This window comes from Ornithinibacillus gellani (assembly GCF_003730295.1).
Taxonomy (GTDB): Bacteria; Bacillota; Bacilli; order Bacillales; family Amphibacillaceae; genus Ornithinibacillus_A; species Ornithinibacillus_A gellani.
In genome coordinates this window covers 314741-334087 of sequence record NZ_QTSZ01000037.1, presented here as the reverse complement: position 1 = coordinate 334087, position 19347 = coordinate 314741, and the positions used below count along the sequence as shown (strand labels likewise).

The window sequence follows — 19347 nt, the reverse complement described above, 5'->3', positions numbered from 1 at the left end:
TGCGATATGCAGTGATGGGATTTTTTTCATGTTTAAATTGTAAATAAGGATAATCTAATGGAGGGATAGAAATGAAGAAGTTATCGTCTGCACAAGTTCGTCAAATGTTTCTGGATTACTTTAAAGAAAAAGGACATGATGTAGAACCTAGTGCACCAATTGTGCCGAAAGATGACCCATCACTATTATTTATTAATAGTGGTGTTTCAACAATGAAAAAATATTTTGATGGCCGGGAAATTCCGAATAATCCACGAATCGTTAACTCACAAAAATCTATACGAACCAATGATATCGAAAATGTGGGCTTTACTGCCAGACACCATACATTTTTTGAAATGCTAGGCAACTTTTCAATTGGTGACTATTTTAAAAAGGAAGCAATCCAGTATGCATGGGAATTTCTTACCGATGAAAAATGGTTGGCTTTTGATCCGGAATTACTTTCTGTTACCGTGCACCCTGAAGATGATGAAGCATATGACTTATGGCTAAATATGATTCAACTTCCAGAAGAAAGAATTATTCGCTTAGAGGAAAATTACTGGGATATTGGGGAAGGCCCGAGTGGACCGAATACGGAAATTTTCTATGATCGTGGGAAGAAGTATGGATCCAACCCTGAGGATCCAGAGCTGTACCCGGGTGGAGAGAATGAACGCTATTTAGAAATATGGAATCTGGTATTTTCACAATTCAATCATAACCCAGATGGCACATATACCCCGTTGCCAAAAAAGAATATTGATACTGGTATGGGATTGGAGCGAGTTGTTTCCATTATCCAGGATGCACCAACGAATTTTGAAACAGACTTATTCCTTCCTATTATTCATAAGATTGAAGAACTAGCAAGCCGAAAATATGGCATAGATAATAAAACAGATACAGCTTATAAAGTTATTGCAGATCATATTCGTACAATTTCATTTGCGATTGGGGATGGTGCACTTCCTTCCAATGAAGGTAGAGGATACGTCTTACGTCGATTGCTAAGGCGTGCTGTTCGATTCGCAAAACAAATTGGTATTGATCAACCTTTTATGTATCAACTTGTTCATACAACTGGTGATATCATGAAATCTTATTACCCAGAAGTATTGGCTCAGGAGGATTTTATCGTTAGCGTTGTAAAAATGGAAGAAGAACGCTTCCACGAAACCTTACATGAAGGCTTGGAAATGTTGACAGAAATAATAAAACGAGAAAAGGAAAATAATCAAACCGTTGTTCCGGGAACCGATGTGTTTAAATTATATGACACATATGGCTTTCCTGTAGAATTGACAAAAGAGCTTGTGGAAGAAGAAGGCTTTACAGTAGATGAGACAGTATTTGAAGAGGAGATGGCAAAGCAACGTGAACGCGCAAGAAGTGCCCGCCAGAAAGTAGATTCGATGAAAGTCCAGGATGAGGTACTGAGTCAAATAGATGTTGAAAGTGCATTTATTGGCTATGAGCAAATGTCCACCGACGCGGAAATAAAAACAATAATCAAGGATAAAGCATTCGTTACGACTGCAAAAGCTGGTGATACCGTATGGATTGTATTAGACAAAACACCATTTTATGCGGAAAGTGGTGGTCAAATTGCTGATACAGGGACAATTCAATCCAATACAGCTTCTGCCCGAGTTAAAGATGTTCAAAAGTCTCCAAAAGGACAGCATATTCACCAGGTAGAGCTTTTAAAAGGTCAGTTGCAAGTAGGTGAAAAAGTTCAAGCATCGATCCATCGTCAATCACGGTCAGAAATTGTTAAAAATCATACTGCAACACACTTATTGCATCAGGCATTAAAGGATACCTTGGGAAATCACGTGAATCAAGCGGGTTCCCTCGTTCAGGCAGAACGGTTACGTTTTGACTTTTCTCATTTTGGTCCTGTAAAGGAGGAAGAACTTGCAGAAATTGAGCATATTGTAAATGAAAAGATATGGCAGGAAATACCTGTAGAAATCAACCTTATGCAGATTGAGGAAGCGAAGAAAAAAGGTGCAATGGCTCTATTTGGAGAAAAATATGGAGATACAGTCCGTGTTGTTCAACTAGATGATTATAGTATGGAGCTTTGTGGAGGGTGTCATGTTCAAACTTCAGCAGAAATTGGTTTATTTAAAATTGTATCTGAATCAGGTATTGGGGCAGGTGTTCGTCGTATTGAGGCTGTGACAAGCAAGTTTGCCTATGAATATGTCAATCAGCGGCTTTCCGTTTTATCAGCTGCTGCTGATATATTAAAAACAAAAGAAGACAGAGTACCAGAGCGAATTGACCATTTGCATCATGAAATTCGCACATTGCAGAAAGAAAACGAATCTTTAAGTGCAAAACTAGCAAACGTTGAAGCTGGTTCTATTCTAGAACAAGTAATAGAAGTTAAAAATGTAAAGGTGCTTGCACAGCAAGTAAACGTTAAAGACATGAATCAATTAAGAAATATGGTTGATGATTTGAAAGCGAAGCTGGAATCTGGAATTATCTTGCTTGCCGCTGTTACAGATGGAAAGGTTCAGCTTGCTGCTGGTGTGACAAAGGACTTAATTAATCAGGGTCTGCATGCCGGAAATCTCATTAAGCATGCTGCCAAGCTTTGCGGCGGTGGCGGTGGCGGTCGACCAGATATGGCACAGGCAGGCGGAAAGAATCCAAACGGAGTCGATGCAGCATTAACATATGTACAAACATATGTTAAAGATAATAAAATAGAATAGAACTTCACCGCAAAATGATATAATAAATCCGTTAAACATGTTAGAATGATAAAAGATAGTATAAATGGAATGAGGTGTCACGATGAGCTCCATAGATAAAACAATGAAATTTAATTTTTCCGACGAGCCCTTTGACCAGGATATTAAAGAAATACTATTGACTGTTCATCAAGCGCTTCAGGAAAAAGGCTATAATCCAATCAATCAAATTGTTGGGTATTTATTGTCTGGTGACCCTGCATACATCCCCAGATACAATGATGCACGCAACCTGATTCGAAAGGTGGAGCGTGACGAAGTAATCGAAGAACTAGTCAAATATTATATTGAACAGCAGAAGGGGAAGTAAATGAAATTAATTGGATTGGATGTTGGTTCAAAAACAATTGGAGTTGCGGTCAGTGATGCATTAGGCTGGACAGCTCAAGGACTTACTACGATTCATTGGAATGAGAATCAAATCCATTCCGCAGACAAACAACTACGCACCATTATAAAAACACATGAAATTGGAAAAGCTATTATTGGACTGCCCAAAAATATGAACGGTACTATTGGTGAACGTGGTGAAGCATCCCAAAGATATGCCGACCATGTGAAAAGCGTGCATGGGATAGAAGTAGCTCTCTGGGATGAACGTCTAACTACTGTAGCAGCGGAGCGCATTTTACTAGAAGCAGATGTAAGCAGGAAAAAGCGCAAGCAAGTAATTGATAAAATGGCAGCTGTGATGATTTTACAGGGCTATCTTGATCAAAAATAATAGGAGTGATTGTATGGCACTAGATGAAAAAGAAAGAATTATTATTCCGGATGAAAATGGTGAAGAACACTTATTTGAAGTATTATTCACCTTTGATGTTGATGAAACCAAACACTCTTATATTGCTGTTGTTCCAGTTGAACAAAAGGATGATGATGAAGTAGAGGTCTATGCTTTTCGCTATGAGGAAAAAGATAAAGATGAAAACGATTTGGCTCTCTTCCCAATCGAGACGGATGAAGAGTGGGAACTCGTTGAAGAAATGTTAAATACATTGGCAGATGAAGAGGACCTGGAGCTGTAAGATGCTACAAGCTGCAACTTGATATAGGGACTGATGTCAACTGACATCAGTCTTTCTTGTTTAACATTGTTTTGTGTGAGGAAGAAGAGCTTTACTGTTTAAACTTTCTACATAATTTGTAAAGAGCAATGTTTTATCATGGTATAAATTATGAATGGTTACTGATATAGACAGTTTTCATGCAATATTTGTCAGGGTATGGCACTTCTTGTTTATATTTAGTATAATATACCAGATGAGAGGGGAATGATGCATGTCTAAAAAGAAAAAGACGAGTACGTATCGAGACAATGTGGTTGCTCGAAGCGAAGAAGCTAGGACAGTTAGAAAAATTGTTGCAATCATTATTGTTTCCATTCTACTTATCCTTCTAATTGGACTTTATTCTGGTTATAAATATGTGAAGTCTTCCTTAGAGCCAGTTGATCCTGATAATGAAAATGGTATTGAAGTAGAAATTCCGATGGGTTCCACTACTTCAAGCATTGCAAATTTATTGGAGGAAAATGGCATCATTAAGGACGCGCGTATCTTTCGTTTTTACATAAAATTTAAGAATGAATCTGATTTTCAAGCAGGGGAATATACTTTTACGAAATCGATGACAATTAATCAAATCATTGCTTCGTTAAAAGAAGGTCGAATAATAAAAGAACCTGTCCATCGGGTCACCATTCCTGAAGGTAAAACGGTTGATCAAATTGCAGAAATTTATGCGAATGAATTGGATTATACAGCAAAGGAATTTCTGGAAAAAGTGAATGATACTGATTTTATAAAGCAATTGATGGAGAGCTATCCAGGAATACTCACTGATGATATTTTGGAAAAAGGGATAAGAACACCATTAGAAGGGTACCTATTTGCAGCTACCTATGATTTTTACGAAGAAAAGCCTTCACTGGAATCTATTATTGAAGTGATGTTGGACAAAACACAAGCAGTCGTGTTTGATAATATTGACCTTATTGAAGCAAGGGATTTAACGGTTCACGAGGCCATTACCTTTGCGTCACTTGTTGAGAACGAAGCAACGAATGAAGATCAGCGTAATAAAATATCCGGTATTTTTTATAATCGTTTGGATGAGGGTATGCGCTTGCAAACAGACCCCACAGTATTGTATGCTCTTGGGGGACACAAAGAAAAAGTATTATTAAAGGATTTGGAAATTGATTCACCATATAATACGTATAAGATTGATGCCTTACCAATTGGACCAATTTCTAATTTTGGTGAAAGTGCGTTACGTGCAACAGTTGATCCAGAAGACAATGATTATATGTATTTCTTGCATGATCAAGAGGGCAACATATTTTACGCTGAAACATATGATGAACATTTGGAATTAAAGAAAGAGCATATTAAATAGAATAAATGGGAAGTGTGGACGAATTGTTCACATTTCCATTTTTATGGTGGACGAAAAATTGACAAAATCCGACAGAAGAGGGTTAGACATGAACGAAGAATTACAGGATTATCTGTCACATTTAATTCCTGAAACACCTGGCTGGGCAGTAGAATTAGAGACACAAGCAAAAGCAGATCATGTTCCTATTATGGATTGTTTAAGTATGCAATTGGTCATGCAGCTGATTCGATTGCATCAGCCCCGACGTATTTTAGAGGTTGGGACAGCTATTGGATACTCTGCACTTCGAATGCTAGAGGCAAATCCCAATGCCTCGATTGTAACGATTGAACTGGATAACGCCCGCTATCAACAGGCAGTTCAAAACATTAAAAAATTAAAAAAGGATTCACAAATAAAAGTGATCCACGGGGATGCCTTGGAAATAATCCCAGCTTTAGCAACAGCTGGTGAAGTGTTTGATTGTATTTTTATTGATGCGGCAAAGGGGCAATACCAACGATTTTTTGAGGCTGCCGATCCAATGTTAGCTTCAGGTGGCATGCTCATCTCAGATAATGTTCTGTTTCGTGGGTATGTCGCTAATCCCGAGCTCGAAAACAAACGATTTAAGACGGTTATACAACGGTTGCGTGCGTATAATAAACAGTTATTTAATCATTCAGCTTACACAAGTACAATTATCCCTATTGGCGATGGGGTCGCCATCAGTTATAAAAATAACCAAGAGGGAGTAGATCAAGCGTGAAGAAAAAACCGGTCATTATTGGAGTTGCTGGTGGTAGCGGTAGCGGAAAAACATCTGTAACACGTTCCATCTGCAAACGATTCCCAAATGAACACATTCTTGTCATAGAACAGGATTACTATTATAAAGATCAAAGTCACCTTCCTTTTGAGGAACGCTTAAAAACTAATTATGATCATCCGCTTGCTTTTGATAATGATTTATTAATACAGCATATCCAGCAGTTAATTGACAACCATCCAATTGAAAAGCCAATTTATGATTACAAGCTTCATACACGATCAGATAAAGTGGTTCAAGTGGAGCCGAGGGACGCAATTATAATCGAAGGTATTTTAATCCTTGAAGACCCACGCCTGGTTGAATTGATGGATATCAAAGTATTTGTTGATACAGATGCTGATTTAAGAATTGTACGGCGTCTGTTACGTGATATTAAAGAGAGAGGAAGAACATTGGATTCTGTCATTGATCAATATGTCAGTAATGTCCGTCCTATGCATCTTCAATTCGTAGAACCAACCAAGCGGTATGCAGACATCATTATTCCCGAAGGTGGAAATAATCATGTTGCCATTGATATTATGGCAACAAAAATTGAAACAATTTTGACGAAAAATAGGGTATAATGTAAAACACTATGTATTGAAATTAATGAATAAATCTGCCATAGTAATGAATAGTGTATGGGTCAATTGAGAAGCGGTTCATATATGTACTAATTAAATGAAAATACGATATAAATATTATTGTATGAAATAAGATGGAAACGCAATATTTGCGCAGTGATAAAAAAGGAGTGTTTGGAATGGCAATAGAGAAAAACTATTATATGACAATTGAGGGGAAAGAGAAACTGGAAAAGGAATTGCATTTCCTAAAGAACGATCGACGTCAAGAGGTTGTCGAACGTATTAAAGTCGCTCGTGACTTTGGAGATCTTTCCGAGAACTCGGAATATGATGCAGCTAAAGATGAACAGGCATTTGTGGAAAGCCGCATTGCTCAGGTAGAAAAAATGATTCGTAATGCAGTTATTATAGAAAATGATGATAATAATTCCAATGTTGTATCCTTGGGTAAGACAGTTACCTTCCAAGAACTACCTAATGGTGATGAAGAGACATATATAATCGTAGGTAGTGCAGAAGCAGATCCATTTGAAGGAAAGATATCAAATGATTCTCCAATGGCAAAAAGCCTATTGGGTCACGAAATTGGAACAGAGGTATCTGTTGCGACACCTGGTGGAGATATTCAAGTTAAAATTATTAGTGTAGAATAATACCTTTCACATAAAACAAGGAAGCACTGCCAGTACGGCACGCTTCCTTTTTATGTGGAAACAACAATCATATGGAACAAAGTATTAAGCGACATAGAAGCTAAATTTCTTTCTATGGCAGTGGAGTCTGGCCCGTGGGATGCGAAGTTAATTCAATAAAATGAAAAGAAGCTCCAGTAAAAATTAATTTACTGAAACTCTTTTGTTGTGTATCACTAATTTTCTTTTACTGTTTCTTTTTATCTAATTCAAATGAAGGATCGTCATCGAATACAAAGAAATGCTCTTCCTTATGAGAATCCACCTTCCACATATCACTATCTTCATCAAAGATCACCTTTAATTCCCTGGCACGTAGAAATTCATGCTTTTTATCACCTTCGAAGATATAGCCTAAATTTCCTTTTGGTTCATAATAGGTAAGCATGACTGCTGGACTAAATACATAGACCTGCTTTTTATCATCGTATACTGGGTCTTCAAACCATCTTTTCTTAAACTGGGTACGTATTAGCTTTCCTTCATACTCGGGATTACTTTTCTTTACTTCTTTTAACTTTTTATCTAAGTCTTTTTTCAAATTATCTGTTGCGTGTTCTGAAAGAAGACTGCTATCCTTTTTAGTTAATGCCTCTGTATAGGAAGAAAACACTTCATTTACGACTTTCATAATTTCTTCCTCCTCTTCCTCATTCAAAAGTGGCTTTGATTTGAATTGAATGACCGATTGGTCGCTTGTTACTACATCACTCTTGATTTCTTTCCATGGGTAAGCTGTACCAAGCTGAAGTTCAAAAGTATCATTCATTGGAAATGGTCCAATTGTCTGTGACCCTTTTGTAACTTTGATATCGGTTTTCTCCCCATTAATATACAAAATAGCTTCGTCTGCAAATTTTGATTCAACCGTTAGCTCAGCTAAATTTAAATCGATTGCAGCTGCTGCCGTTTCATTATCTAATTGAAATAGTTCCAATTGCTCTTCAGCATCGCTTGTTAAATAATCAGCGTTAAAAACACCTTTTATCGTATAATTCCCTGGCACGAATGGTCCATATGTTTCATTAAATCCTTTGTCTGTCTCCGAAGTTCCTACCTGCTCGTCATTAATATATAATTCAACCGGATGATCCTTGGTAGAAATCTGAATATAACCAGGAATTAATGTGAGCTGATAATCATCAAAGATCAACCATTTTTTACCGGCTTTTTGTAATTGAATAGTTGCAAAAACATCCGTTTCACTATCGTTATCATTATCTGCATGACGTTTGAGAGATTCTATTATTGTAGTCAGATGTTCTGGTTGTGCATCTAAATATTCAATAAGAGCTTGAACTTTATCCTTTGAAAGTTTTAAATCTGGGTCATTAGAAATAAGTATATCTTGTAACTTATCTATATCTTTATCCTCAATTGCTTGCTGAAATGCCTCAATTTTATGTATGGGGTCAAACTTTTCCTTGGCAATAAAAAAAAGTACACTCAGTGTAATAATGATTGAAATGAGTCCAATAATCAGGAATAACCCTCGTTTACCACCACTTTTTTTAGTTGTTTTAGCATTTTGTTTGATTGCTTTTCCACATTCTGGGCAGAAATCCTGCTTTTCAGGATCTACATGGTGGTTGCAGTGCTTGCACTTCATTCTTTTCTCTCCTTTATATCATTTTATATAAGCGTAGCATATCGCTTGAAAAATAATATATTACTTATGAACTGTTTTTATCATGTTATCAAATAGATTAGGAAATCATTCTATATATGCGGATTAAATCAAATGGAGAATGGTTCCATGTGTTATTTTGATAAAAATTAGATATTACCAATGTTACAGCAACTTTACATTTTCAATTTTATCATGGCAATTCAGCAAGTTATTGGTTATATTTTCCTGAGTCTTGCAACCTAATTAAATTACTTTATTTACCAATGATATGATTTACCAATTTGAATACATTTGGCGAAACCGAATGTAAGGATTAGGAATGGTAGGTTTTTGTCGTATTTTGTCTAAATATCGAACATTAATAGTAATATAGCTTCCCATCTTTCGTGTCATATGTTTAAATAGTTGATCTTACAGGTTAAATACTCTGAATTCAAGATATTATACGGTCTTACTAGTACATATGAACCGTTTTTATATTTTCATCTTATTTTTTTATGACAAATTTAGTAATATTATCTCAGTCATACAGAAATATTGAATTTGCAATCATCTATAACTTTATGGTGGTGTCAGTTGTGAAACGAATTCGAATGGTAATTGCAGATAGTAATGTTGATTATTTAGAATCTTTTTCAAGCTTTATGCGGCATGCTAGTGAAGGAGATCGTTTTATTATCTCTTATTTTTCAGAGACAGCAAAGCTGCAATCTTTTATTGAACAGAATGATAGTATTGATATTCTTTTAACGACACGGGAGCTTTTCAATAATAGTATTCCGATTACAGGCGATGCAACAATTATTTATTTAGATGATGATGTAGTGGTAGCGCATGAAGAAAGTCATTCCGTTTATCGATATCAACGTTTAAATGTGTTGGTATCAAATATTCTCTCTATTTATTACGAGGAAAATGAGCATGCAGGTCGTATGCTTGCAAGAAGCAGGAAGGCGAAAGTTATTTCCGTTTATTCTCCATCAGGTGGTACTGGGAAATCTACCGTCGCTGCGAATATGAGTAAACAGCTGGCATTAAGAAATTATAAAGTATTTTATTTGAATCTTGAACTGCTGCAGTCTACTGAGCTGTTTTTCTCGTCGGAGGCGGATAATCCATCTTTACAATTGTTTTATTATGTGAAAGCTAAATCCCCCCAGCTATTATCCAAAATTGAATCGTTAAAGAAATATGATCCTTATTCAATGGTTGATTATTTTGATTTTGAACTCAATGCTTTGGAAATGCTGGAACTGAATAGTGAAGATGTAGAACGGCTGTTAAACGGAATAGTCGAAACAGGCACATACGACTTTATAATTATTGATTTAGATAGTTCGTTGCATGAAAGAAATCAACGTGCTTTATTGGAAAGTGATCAAATTATCTGGTTACTCAGTAATGATGCTCAAAGTGTACAAAAAGTTACATCCATATTAGAAGCAGAAGAGAAGATTTTTGGTAAAGAAAACATCCTAAAGGATAAATCTACTTTTATTGTAAATAAATTTACGAATGAAGTTGTCCAGGCTGCTAGGGAATCAGAATTGGTGATAGAAGGATATTTGCCATTTGTACAAGAATGGATCACGTTAAATCAGAGTGCAGAAGTACTTAATCATGAATTGTTTAACCAAGAAGTCCAAGCTATTTTACAGGATAAAGTAATTCGTGAACAGGAAGGAGTACAATAAATTGAACGGGAAGGATGAAGTTGTCAAAAAGCTTATTCAACAGCTTAGAGAAACGTTAGATTTAATGCATTCCATTAAGAATGAAGAATTAAAAGAATATGTTGAAGTGGCTGTTTTTGACTATGCAAAGGAACAAAAACTTAAATCAAGTGAAATTAAATATTTAGTCGAGCGTATTTACAATGCATTTCGTGGCTATGACATCCTTCAACCGTTAATAGATGATCCAGAAATCACTGAAATCATGATTAATAATCATAAGGAAATATTTATAGAACGAAATGGAAGAACGACACAGGTAGACATACAATTCGAAAGTGAACAAAAGCTGGAAGATATCATCCAAGCGATTGTTTCGCGAGTAAATAGAGTTGTAAATGAATCTTCACCAATTGTTGATGCGCGTTTGCAGGATGGGTCAAGGGTGAATGTCGTGCTACCGCCGATCGCTTTGAAGGGACCAGTCATGACGATTCGGAAATTCCCTGATAAACCATTAATGATAGAAGACTTGATTGAAAAAAATTCTATCACGGAGGAAGCGGCCGATTTTCTACAAAAACTTGTCATATCTAAATATAATATTTTTATTGGCGGGGGAACTGGTTCTGGTAAGACAACGTTCCTTAACGTACTATCAAACTTCATTCCAACAAATGAACGAATCATTACAATTGAGGATTCGGCGGAATTACAAATTAAACGAATACCCAATCTTGTAAGTCTGGAAACAAGAAATGCGAATACAGAGGGAAGAGGAGAAATTACGATTCGAGATTTAATTCGTTCCTCTCTTCGTATGAGACCAGATCGCATTATAGTTGGGGAGGTTCGCGGTGCAGAAGCGCTAGATATGCTGCAAGCAATGAACACAGGACATGATGGTTCTTTATCCACCGGACATGCTAACTCAACCAAAGATATGCTTAGTAGATTAGAAACGATGGTATTAAATGGCGCGGAGCTTCCTGTAGGTGTTATTCGTAAACAAATCAGCTCGGCAATTGATATCATGATTCACTTGACAAGGCTACGTGATAATACACGTAAAGTTGTATCCATTAGTGAGGTATTAGATGTTAAAGACGGGGAAGTTGAATTAAATCCATTGTATGAATTTATTGAAGAGGGAGAAACAGAGACTGGTGTTGTTTTAGGAGAACTAAGAGCAACAGGAAACAGTATTAAAAATAAAACGAAAGCGCAACTTGCGGGAATAAAAGTGGAAGAACCAATGATAGTGGGTGAACAGCTTGACTGATATATTAATTATCATTGTTCTTATTACGCTGGTTGTAACCTATATTGTCATTGTAGCCAATAGAAAGAAGAAGGAAAAAAATCAGGATGAAGTTTCTTTAGAATCATCGGAAAAAAATACTGAGCTCGAGATGTTAAGAAAACATCGTTTCATGGAAAAGATTAAAGAAAAAAATGAACGGCAATTTGACACACATTTAGTTGACTATGCTACCTATCATTTATCCGTAAAACAATATATATATTATGCGATTCTTGCAGCGAGCTTCTTCTTTTTTATCGGCTATTTATTTTATGAGAGCATAATTGCTTCATTCATTTTAGCTGCCTGTGGACTATTCTATCCGAAAATACAGAAAAAGAAGTTGCTGGAACAACGCAAAGAAAAGCTAAGACTACAATTTAAAGAAGCAATCTCTTCGCTTTCTTCCTCACTTGCTGCAGGAAGATCGATGGAAAACAGCTTTAAAGAAGTTGTAGCAGATTTGTATTTACTATATCCAGATCCTAACACATATATTATTCGGGAGTTTGAAATTATCAATCGCCGAATAGAAAATGGAGAAACAATTGAAAATGCTATTCGCGATTTTAGTGTAAGGTCTGATATCGAGGATATTCAAAACTTTTCAAATGTGTTTATAACATGTAAACGAACAGGTGGAAACCTTGTAGAAGTGATTAGACGAACATCCGATATTATTGGAGAAAAAATTGATATCCAGCAAGAAGTAGCTGTTATGCTAGCGCAAAAGAAATTTGAATCTAAAATTATGAGTATTGCCCCTTTAGCCATGATTCTATTATTAAAATATAGTGCTGGTGATTATCTAGCACCGATGTATCAATGGGAAAAAAACGGCCCCATCATTATGACTGTGTGCCTAATGATTTTAGTGTTTTCGTACTGGCTGGGTCAACGAATTATGAATATAAAGGTGTGATGAATCATGTTTGTCTATATGGGGATTGCCATTGCTATTATCATCTGTTATTTTATTTTATCTTTAAGGGTTGGCACACGTTATGAAGTGATTATTGATAGCTTTAAGGACAAGTATCCACTCTTATTTATGGCACCTGTTTCATTATATTTAATTGATTCTTTAAAAATAATGGAGCGGTTTTACAGTCAAATTTCCAAAGTACAGCAAAAGATGATTAGTTTATATGGAAACCGAACAGCGCTACAGCATACAAGAATGTATATCGCTCAGCTGTTTTCTACCGTTCTTATTTGTCTATTGGGAACATTTATGTTCACTGCACTAGCCGAGGGAGACGTAACCATACTTGTTGTGGGATTGATGTTTGTTATTATGATGCCATTTGCTATGGTCAGTAAATTATCTTCCCAGGAAAAAGAGCGTCGTGACCAGATCTTAATGGAACTACCGGAAGTTGTGAACAAAATCATCCTGCTAGTCAACGCTGGTGAGACAGTACAACAAGCGCTCGTCAGATGTGTAACGACTGCAAAGGATATGAAGTCACCATTAATTATGGAGTTAACGGATACTGTCAATAAAATGGTTAGTAATGAACCATTTCATCAAGTGTTAAATGATCTGAGCAAGAAATGTGGAATCCAAGAGATTTCCATTTTTACTACGACTATTTTACTTAACTATCGTAAGGGTGGAAATGATCTCATCGTTGCAATGCGTGAGCTATCCCATGAATTATGGGAAAAACGTAAAGCATTATCCAAGACCAAAGGTGAAGAGGCTTCTTCTAAGCTGGTGTTTCCACTCATTTTAATATTCGTTACCGTTATGATTATTGTTGGATATCCTGCTATTACGATTATGTAAAGTGGGCTATTATATATAAAATTATTCAGGAGGTAGAAGGATGACAAAGTTCAAAAATTTTATGACTACATTTTGGAAAGATGAGGAAGGGTTACAAACACTAGAGCTTATGCTCATTATCGCAGTTATTGTATTTATTGCCTTGTTGTTTAGAAAAACAATTATTGGTTGGATTCAAAAGTTAGTTGGCTTCGGAAATGATAATATTGATAATTTTAATCCATCTGAATGATAACTAAAAGATGAAGGGAGGACTAAGATCATGCGTGCAGATGTTCATAACTTTGGCAAAGAAGAAAAAGGAAGTTTCACAATTGAGGCAACATTACTATTTCCAATCCTACTTATCTTGGTCCTTTTATTCGTCTTTTTCAGTTTAGTAGTTTATGAGAAAGTCACCCTGCAATATAAGGCAAACCAGCTGGCTAGTCAAATGGCCCAATCTTGGGAAAGTAGTACCATGGACATGTCTACAAGAGAGCTTGGTGAGTCTGATTATGTAACTTTTAACGGGGACGGATTATATTGGAGGATTACATCTAACAATGGCTTCAATAAATTCGGGTTGAATCTCAGTGACAATGGGGTGGTTTCCAAAAAGAAGGCAAGAGCTGGAGAATATGCTGGTAACATTACTTTTGATAATGGACTATTTTTACAAAAGATTAATGTATCTTTAAATAAACAACTCGCATTACCAGAGGTGATTTCAGATATGCTTGGTGTCAGCCAAGTCGGAGCAACAGCTAGCCATCCAATTGTGGACCAAACAGAAATGATTCGAAATACGGATTTTATGATTTTCGGCTTTAAAAAATTTAAAGAATACGCTGCAAAATATCTTCCTTTTTTTAATAAAGAGGAATGATATGAACCGCGCACCCGATAAAAGGGGGGCTTTCTTTGAAAAAAATAACTAAAAAATTCATACATAAATTCTTCATTGATGAACGTGGTGCAGTTTCTATTTATTTGATTGTGATCGCATTATTTTTATTTTTATTTAATGCGGTGCTGATAGATTATGCAAGAATAATTATCGCGGAAAGACAAACTGAAACTGCAGCAAGAACAGCGCTCCGTTCAACAATGGCATCTTATAATACGAAACTACAGGATAAAGGATTGTTTGCATTTGATGGGGATTCAGGTGAAGCCAATTCCGTCTTCAAAGAGGTTTTTGCAAAGAATCTAGAGTCAGGTGATGGTGATGGTTTTGATTTGCTGGGACTTAATCCCGTTGATGCGGAAACAAATCTAAATTTAAATTTAGAAAGAAGTCTGGCAAATAAGGACATTTTACGCTATCAAATTTTAGAAGAAATGAAATATAAAGCTCCGGTCATTGTAGGCGAAAAAATAATCACCCAATTTCTCTCTGTTTCCGAATTAGTGGAAGAAACTTCTGACTATGTTAAGATATCAAAATCGTTGAATGAACTTTCCAAGGAACGAGAAGAGCTTCTGGATGAAGTAGAAGAATTACTAAAGGAAGCAAAGGAAATATTGAAGAAAAAGCAGAATCAAATTATGAATGGAAGTAATGAAAATCATTCTGAGTATCCGGAAGTAAATCGTCTGTATGATATTTTCTATTGGCATAGTCGATATAGAGAGGATATGGAAGCTATTGCGCAAGATGAGGACGGTGAAGAATCAGAGGACGAGGATGAGGATAGCGAAGAAGGTGAAGATGAAGGTGAATCCATTCAGGATAAAAAAGATCATACTTCTGATTTCATAACGAATGCTAGAACACTCGTTGATGGAATTATTTCAACATCAAATTCCGCAGCTGATAAATTGGAGCAAGCCTTAGAGAAAGTATCAGAGGCCGATGATTTAAATGAAGAAATTAAGGAAAAAATTGAAGAACATAAATCAAGCGGTGGCACGAATGATTATGATGATGCCAAAGAGATTGCCGATGAACTTGAGCCAGGAACTGGAATGGATGAAGGAGCCTTGGATGATTATGTAATAAAAGGTGAATTCTTTACGGAGCTTCATGATGCAATAGAAGAAGCACTAAAACAGTTGAAGAATGGCCAAGGTCCCGAACAAACCAACTCATTAATTAAAAAAATGGAAAGTGGATTTTTAAAGGCAATTGATGCAAAATTCGAAGGGAATGGAAATAATAAAAATAGTATTTTAAATCACGTTGAAAATTCCAGAAAATACTATGAACAAACCCTTGAAGAAATTGATAAGGCATTGGATTTGTTACAGAACAACGAAGATCGAAAAAAATATGAAGATAATAAAGAAAAGATGGAAGAAGAAGAAGAAAAAGGCGATGAGGAAAGAGATAAAAATAAAGATCTTTTGGAGGAAATAGAAGAAGGTATTAACGAAGGCAAAGGAATAGCTGAAGACCAAGAAAATTACAATCAACTTCGCGAAAAAGCGGAAAAATACGGGAATGCTATTGAGAATAACAATGAAGAGTTTGAGATGGATGATAAGGATGCTGCTGCAGATCAGGCTCTTGGATTTTTAGATAATCTGTTTAAAGCAATCGGGGATATGTTGCTAAACGCGAGAGATGAAGTTTATATAAATGAGTATATACTGTTGCGCTATAATAGCCATGACTTTGAAAAAAGCGGCTCAGACGCAAATAAATTCGATAATAATCAAGTGGAGTATGTAATCTATGGATTAAATGGCCATGGTCTTAATTATTTTGCTGCTATTGGTGAAATAACAATGGTAAGGTTTGGGTTGAATTTAGCCGCCGGATTTATGCAAAAGGAAGCAAAAGTTTTTGGTCCCTATATGTGGGTATATGCTCTCGCATATGCTTTTATGATGACATATGAAGACATGGTAAATATAACTGATGGAAAGCCAGTCAATTTATTTCATGTAAAACTTACAAAGAAAAACATTATGCCAAAAATGGATTACAAGGATCATCTAAGATTATTTTTATTGCTTCACTTTGAGGGTGGCAAATTTGAAAGACTCATGGCAGTAACTGATTTAGAAACAAGTAGTGATCTGGAACAGGCACCAACCTATGTTTCAGCAGATGCTACTGCAACTGTTAAACTATGGTTTTTACCACAAATCATTGAAATGTTGGAAAATACGGATGCAATTAATGGTCGTGTCGAAGGAAATGAATTCTATATTGAAAAGAAGGTTAATTTTTCTTATTAATTCTTTGGAGAGGTGTTTATGATGAAAAAACTATTAACTATTTTTGCAGTGTTAATTTTAAGTATTGGTACGCTTGCAGCATGCAGCGACAAAGATAAGGAGAATAACGACGAAGGAAAATCCGAAGAACAATCCGGGGAAAGCAATGACACGAATCAAGATAATGAAGATGCAAATGCTGATGATGAAAATGAAGAAGCAGAGAATGCTGATGATGAAGAAAGTAAGCCTGGAGAAATAGACGGAGAGGATCAACTAGATTTGGTGTTAGGTGACACTGGCCATTTCGATACAACTCTGGGAACGTATGATATGACTGTATCGGCAGCTGAACTAAAAGGCTATGATTTTGAAGGAATTGAATCACAATTGGATGACTGGATTCTACTAGATGTAACGATAAAAAATACAAGTGATAAAGCATTAAATGCAGAAGATGTTATTGGAGCAATGGAAGTAACGGATAATTTGGAGGGTTCTGGTTCGATTGGAGCCGTTGGTGCATTTGATGCTGTTAAAGATTTTGAAGGAGAAATTGAACCAGGTGAAGAACAGTCCGCACAATTTATTACGGAAGTTTTTGAAGCGGATGCGTATTATTTCCGTAAAGTGAGTGGAAATGTAGCTGGTGGAAGTAGTAATCAAGTAATCTGGAATATTAAATCAGAAGACCTAAAGTAATATAAGCTTTCGATTGGCTGAATTAATATTCAGCCAATCAACTTATTATCATAATGTTATAGAAATGATTAATGAAGCAACATCTCAAAGGAGTATAGAATGAAAAAAACATTTATTGCCTTAATTTTTATAGCTATTGTATTAGCAGCTTGCAGTAATTCGGATAAAAAAGAAACGAAAAAAAGCCCTGTGCCTGAAGAATTAATTGCAGATGCGAATAGCGATCCAATTGAAATTAAAGATCAATTTGGTCTCCAAATTGGTGAAACGGGTTTTATCGTTGACGTTAAAAATAGAAATATCCTTGAAATTACCTTAAATTCCGTTTCATTACGTGACGAATTGAATGGACAAAAGGAAAATTATGTTTTGGGTAATTTCACGATTAAAAATCACGGCGAAGTTGATATACCTAGACAGGGTGTTGAATATCCTGTTTTAGTAGATGGTTCCAAAGCGGATGCACTAAAAAATGGAGAAATAACGAAACGACAAGATTTACTTGGTATGGGAAGTAAGATTTCGCAGTTTGACGGTTCTATGAATGAAGGAGATACCATTCCAACAGGTAAGGAAAAAACAGGTGATATATTAATGATTGCTGATGAAAAAACAGATCAATATATCATTTATTTTGGATATGAATACTATCTTAATAAAGTTTCTTGGGAGTTTAATGCTCAAGACGCAGAATAGGGCTTGTGCGGAATTAGAGGGGTGATGGCTATCCGAAAATTCATACGTAAAGAAAATGGCAGCATTACGTTAGAAGCGGCGATGATTTTACCACTTTTCATGCTGTTTATTGTATTTTTGGCAACACTTATCAGACTGGCTGTGGCAGATATGGCTTTATATAAGGCCGCATCAGAAACTACCGAACTCGTTGTTTCATATGCATATCCTGCCGATATTGCCAAAAGTAGCGTAACTTCCATCATTGACGATAAAATTAAGTCCATTGAGAACGAAAATCAGATTGACATTACTGGTGCTATTGAATGGGCGAACGAAGGTCTTCAGTTTTTTGGTATAGATATTGCTGCATCAGTTGAAAATCTGTTTGAAGGTTTGGCAGCTTCTGCAGTGGAACCCATTCTAGAAGATAAATTTAAGCAGGCAACAGGAAATTGGAACTTTTTTAAACCTGAAAATCTACATGTTACCAAGGTGGAGCTTCCAAGTCTAGCTTTTGGAAGCGGGCGCTATCTGGAGATAGACGTTGAATATGTATTTGATATTACCATTCCTTTTGTAGATAAAACGATTGTCTTGAAAAAAACAGCTTATGAGCGCTTATGGAATGGATCATAAACAGGTAGCAGTGCCAGTTGGAGGGGATTTATTTTGCTGCAAGTTGCAGATTATATTCTATTTATATTCTTAATTGCTGCTTTTATTATAGATGTGAGAAAACATAAGATACCAAACTGGCTTTCAGCCGGGGGGATGCTTGCAGGAATCTTGCTTCACCTTATTTTAGATGGTGTTGATGGGCTCATTTTCTCATTTCTTGGATTGCTGGTAGCGGGCGGAATTTTTATGGTGCTTTATATATTTAAAGCAATTGGAGCAGGAGACGTGAAACTCTTTGCTGCAATTGGTGCAATTGTTGGAGTGCAAATGGTTTTATATATGATGATGTATTCCATTATCTTTGCTGGGATTATTGCTATTATTATATTACTCTTTACCAAAACCTTCCTTCAGAAGCTAATGAATGCATTTTTTCATATTCTTGGTTCTATATTTTCAAAGGACCTCTCAAGTCTAGAAGAATACAAAACGACAAAAGCCACAAGGTTTCCGTTTATGTATGCTGTTATTCCAGCAGTTGCAATGACTTATTACTATACATTTATTTGACGTTAA

The 19347-nt window shown here is 36.0% G+C and carries 20 protein-coding genes and 1 other annotated feature (1 of these 21 running past the window's edge); of the genes, 19 read left to right on the top strand and 1 reads right to left on the bottom strand.

Annotated elements, in window-relative coordinates:
* Positions 1-4, top strand: a binding site (T-box leader) (it extends 205 nt beyond the left edge of the window).
* A 67-nt stretch (positions 5-71) separates the two neighbouring features.
* The 8 genes from alaS (at position 72) to greA (ending at position 7189) form a co-directional block, all read left to right on the top strand.
* On the top strand, positions 72-2714 hold the full coding sequence (alaS, locus tag DX933_RS12080) for an alanine--tRNA ligase (protein WP_123316681.1): 2643 nt from the start codon (positions 72-74) through the stop codon (positions 2712-2714).
* Positions 2715-2796: 82 nt separating this feature from the next.
* Positions 2797-3063, top strand: a complete 267-nt coding sequence (locus DX933_RS12075) for an IreB family regulatory phosphoprotein (protein WP_123316680.1) — start codon at positions 2797-2799, stop codon at positions 3061-3063.
* Positions 3064-3477 carry a Holliday junction resolvase RuvX gene (gene ruvX / locus DX933_RS12070; protein ID WP_123316679.1) on the top strand — a complete coding sequence of 138 codons (414 nt, stop codon included), beginning with the start codon at positions 3064-3066 and terminating at the stop codon, positions 3475-3477.
* Between the two features lie 13 nt (positions 3478-3490).
* Complete coding sequence (locus DX933_RS12065) at positions 3491-3781, top strand: DUF1292 domain-containing protein (RefSeq protein ID WP_123316678.1); 291 nt, start codon at positions 3491-3493, stop codon at positions 3779-3781.
* A 253-nt stretch (positions 3782-4034) separates the two neighbouring features.
* Positions 4035-5153 carry an endolytic transglycosylase MltG gene (gene mltG / locus DX933_RS12060; RefSeq protein WP_123316677.1) on the top strand — a complete coding sequence of 373 codons (1119 nt, stop codon included), beginning with the start codon at positions 4035-4037 and terminating at the stop codon, positions 5151-5153.
* 88 nt (positions 5154-5241) lie between these two features.
* Complete coding sequence (locus tag DX933_RS12055) at positions 5242-5904, top strand: O-methyltransferase (protein ID WP_123316676.1); 663 nt, start codon at positions 5242-5244, stop codon at positions 5902-5904.
* Positions 5901-6533 carry a uridine kinase gene (gene udk, locus DX933_RS12050; RefSeq protein ID WP_123316675.1) on the top strand — a complete coding sequence of 211 codons (633 nt, stop codon included), beginning with the start codon at positions 5901-5903 and terminating at the stop codon, positions 6531-6533. The genes DX933_RS12055 and udk overlap by 4 nt, the downstream gene beginning before the upstream one ends.
* A 179-nt stretch (positions 6534-6712) precedes the next feature.
* Positions 6713-7189, top strand: coding sequence for a transcription elongation factor GreA (gene greA, locus DX933_RS12045; protein ID WP_123316674.1), 477 nt, complete (start codon positions 6713-6715; stop codon positions 7187-7189).
* Positions 7190-7415: 226 nt separating this feature from the next.
* On the opposite strand, the gene DX933_RS12040 is transcribed toward greA, so the two are convergent.
* Positions 7416-8837, bottom strand: a complete 1422-nt coding sequence (locus DX933_RS12040; protein WP_123316673.1) for a TcaA 3rd/4th domain-containing protein — start codon at positions 8835-8837, stop codon at positions 7416-7418.
* Between the two features lie 599 nt (positions 8838-9436).
* Here DX933_RS12040 and DX933_RS12035 point away from each other — a divergent pair.
* The 11 genes from DX933_RS12035 to DX933_RS11985 all read left to right on the top strand — a co-directional run bounded on the left by DX933_RS12035 (position 9437) and on the right by DX933_RS11985 (position 19341).
* A complete protein-coding gene (locus tag DX933_RS12035; protein ID WP_190279508.1) occupies positions 9437-10552 on the top strand; it encodes an AAA family ATPase in 1116 nt (371 codons plus the stop codon).
* A 64-nt stretch (positions 10553-10616) separates the two neighbouring features.
* Positions 10617-11813: a CpaF family protein gene (locus DX933_RS12030; RefSeq protein WP_123316744.1), complete on the top strand. Its 1197-nt coding sequence runs from the start codon at positions 10617-10619 to the stop codon at positions 11811-11813.
* On the top strand, positions 11806-12756 hold the full coding sequence (locus DX933_RS12025; RefSeq protein ID WP_123316671.1) for a type II secretion system F family protein: 951 nt from the start codon (positions 11806-11808) through the stop codon (positions 12754-12756). The genes DX933_RS12030 and DX933_RS12025 overlap by 8 nt, the downstream gene beginning before the upstream one ends.
* Before the next feature lie 6 nt (positions 12757-12762).
* Complete coding sequence (locus DX933_RS12020; protein ID WP_123316670.1) at positions 12763-13626, top strand: type II secretion system F family protein; 864 nt, start codon at positions 12763-12765, stop codon at positions 13624-13626.
* A gap of 40 nt (positions 13627-13666) precedes the next feature.
* Positions 13667-13858 (top strand): Flp1 family type IVb pilin, encoded by a 192-nt coding sequence (locus DX933_RS12015; RefSeq protein ID WP_123316669.1) that lies wholly within the window; start codon positions 13667-13669, stop codon positions 13856-13858.
* 30 nt (positions 13859-13888) lie between these two features.
* Positions 13889-14494, top strand: a complete 606-nt coding sequence (locus tag DX933_RS12010; RefSeq protein ID WP_123316668.1) for a TadE/TadG family type IV pilus assembly protein — start codon at positions 13889-13891, stop codon at positions 14492-14494.
* A gap of 35 nt (positions 14495-14529) precedes the next feature.
* Positions 14530-16794, top strand: a complete 2265-nt coding sequence (locus DX933_RS12005; RefSeq protein ID WP_123316667.1) for a TadE/TadG family type IV pilus assembly protein — start codon at positions 14530-14532, stop codon at positions 16792-16794.
* 21 nt (positions 16795-16815) lie between these two features.
* A complete protein-coding gene (locus DX933_RS12000) occupies positions 16816-17475 on the top strand; it encodes a hypothetical protein (RefSeq protein ID WP_190279507.1) in 660 nt (219 codons plus the stop codon).
* Positions 17476-17574: 99 nt separating this feature from the next.
* A complete protein-coding gene (locus DX933_RS11995) occupies positions 17575-18171 on the top strand; it encodes a hypothetical protein (protein WP_123316665.1) in 597 nt (198 codons plus the stop codon).
* A gap of 24 nt (positions 18172-18195) precedes the next feature.
* A complete protein-coding gene (locus tag DX933_RS11990) occupies positions 18196-18789 on the top strand; it encodes a TadE/TadG family type IV pilus assembly protein (RefSeq protein WP_123316664.1) in 594 nt (197 codons plus the stop codon).
* Between the two features lie 33 nt (positions 18790-18822).
* Positions 18823-19341 (top strand): A24 family peptidase, encoded by a 519-nt coding sequence (locus DX933_RS11985; protein WP_223805955.1) that lies wholly within the window; start codon positions 18823-18825, stop codon positions 19339-19341.
* The last annotated feature ends 6 nt before the right edge of the window (positions 19342-19347 follow it).

What these genes read in the sequence shown, in the direction of transcription:
- alaS (WP_123316681.1), top strand. Translation starts at nt 72, where the DNA reads ATGAAGAAGTTATCGTCTGCACAAGTTCGTCAAATGTTTCTGGATTAC.
- DX933_RS12075 (WP_123316680.1), top strand. Translation starts at nt 2,797, where the DNA reads ATGAGCTCCATAGATAAAACAATGAAATTTAATTTTTCCGACGAGCCC.
- ruvX (WP_123316679.1), top strand. Translation starts at nt 3,064, where the DNA reads ATGAAATTAATTGGATTGGATGTTGGTTCAAAAACAATTGGAGTTGCG.
- DX933_RS12065 (WP_123316678.1), top strand. Translation starts at nt 3,491, where the DNA reads ATGGCACTAGATGAAAAAGAAAGAATTATTATTCCGGATGAAAATGGT.
- mltG (WP_123316677.1), top strand. Translation starts at nt 4,035, where the DNA reads ATGTCTAAAAAGAAAAAGACGAGTACGTATCGAGACAATGTGGTTGCT.
- DX933_RS12055 (WP_123316676.1), top strand. Translation starts at nt 5,242, where the DNA reads ATGAACGAAGAATTACAGGATTATCTGTCACATTTAATTCCTGAAACA.
- greA (WP_123316674.1), top strand. Translation starts at nt 6,713, where the DNA reads ATGGCAATAGAGAAAAACTATTATATGACAATTGAGGGGAAAGAGAAA.
- DX933_RS12040 (WP_123316673.1), bottom strand. Translation starts at nt 8,837, where the DNA reads ATGAAGTGCAAGCACTGCAACCACCATGTAGATCCTGAAAAGCAGGAT.
- DX933_RS12030 (WP_123316744.1), top strand. Translation starts at nt 10,617, where the DNA reads ATGCATTCCATTAAGAATGAAGAATTAAAAGAATATGTTGAAGTGGCT.
- DX933_RS12020 (WP_123316670.1), top strand. Translation starts at nt 12,763, where the DNA reads ATGTTTGTCTATATGGGGATTGCCATTGCTATTATCATCTGTTATTTT.
- DX933_RS12015 (WP_123316669.1), top strand. Translation starts at nt 13,667, where the DNA reads ATGACAAAGTTCAAAAATTTTATGACTACATTTTGGAAAGATGAGGAA.
- DX933_RS12010 (WP_123316668.1), top strand. Translation starts at nt 13,889, where the DNA reads ATGCGTGCAGATGTTCATAACTTTGGCAAAGAAGAAAAAGGAAGTTTC.
- DX933_RS12000 (WP_190279507.1), top strand. Translation starts at nt 16,816, where the DNA reads ATGAAAAAACTATTAACTATTTTTGCAGTGTTAATTTTAAGTATTGGT.
- DX933_RS11995 (WP_123316665.1), top strand. Translation starts at nt 17,575, where the DNA reads ATGAAAAAAACATTTATTGCCTTAATTTTTATAGCTATTGTATTAGCA.
- DX933_RS11990 (WP_123316664.1), top strand. Translation starts at nt 18,196, where the DNA reads ATGGCTATCCGAAAATTCATACGTAAAGAAAATGGCAGCATTACGTTA.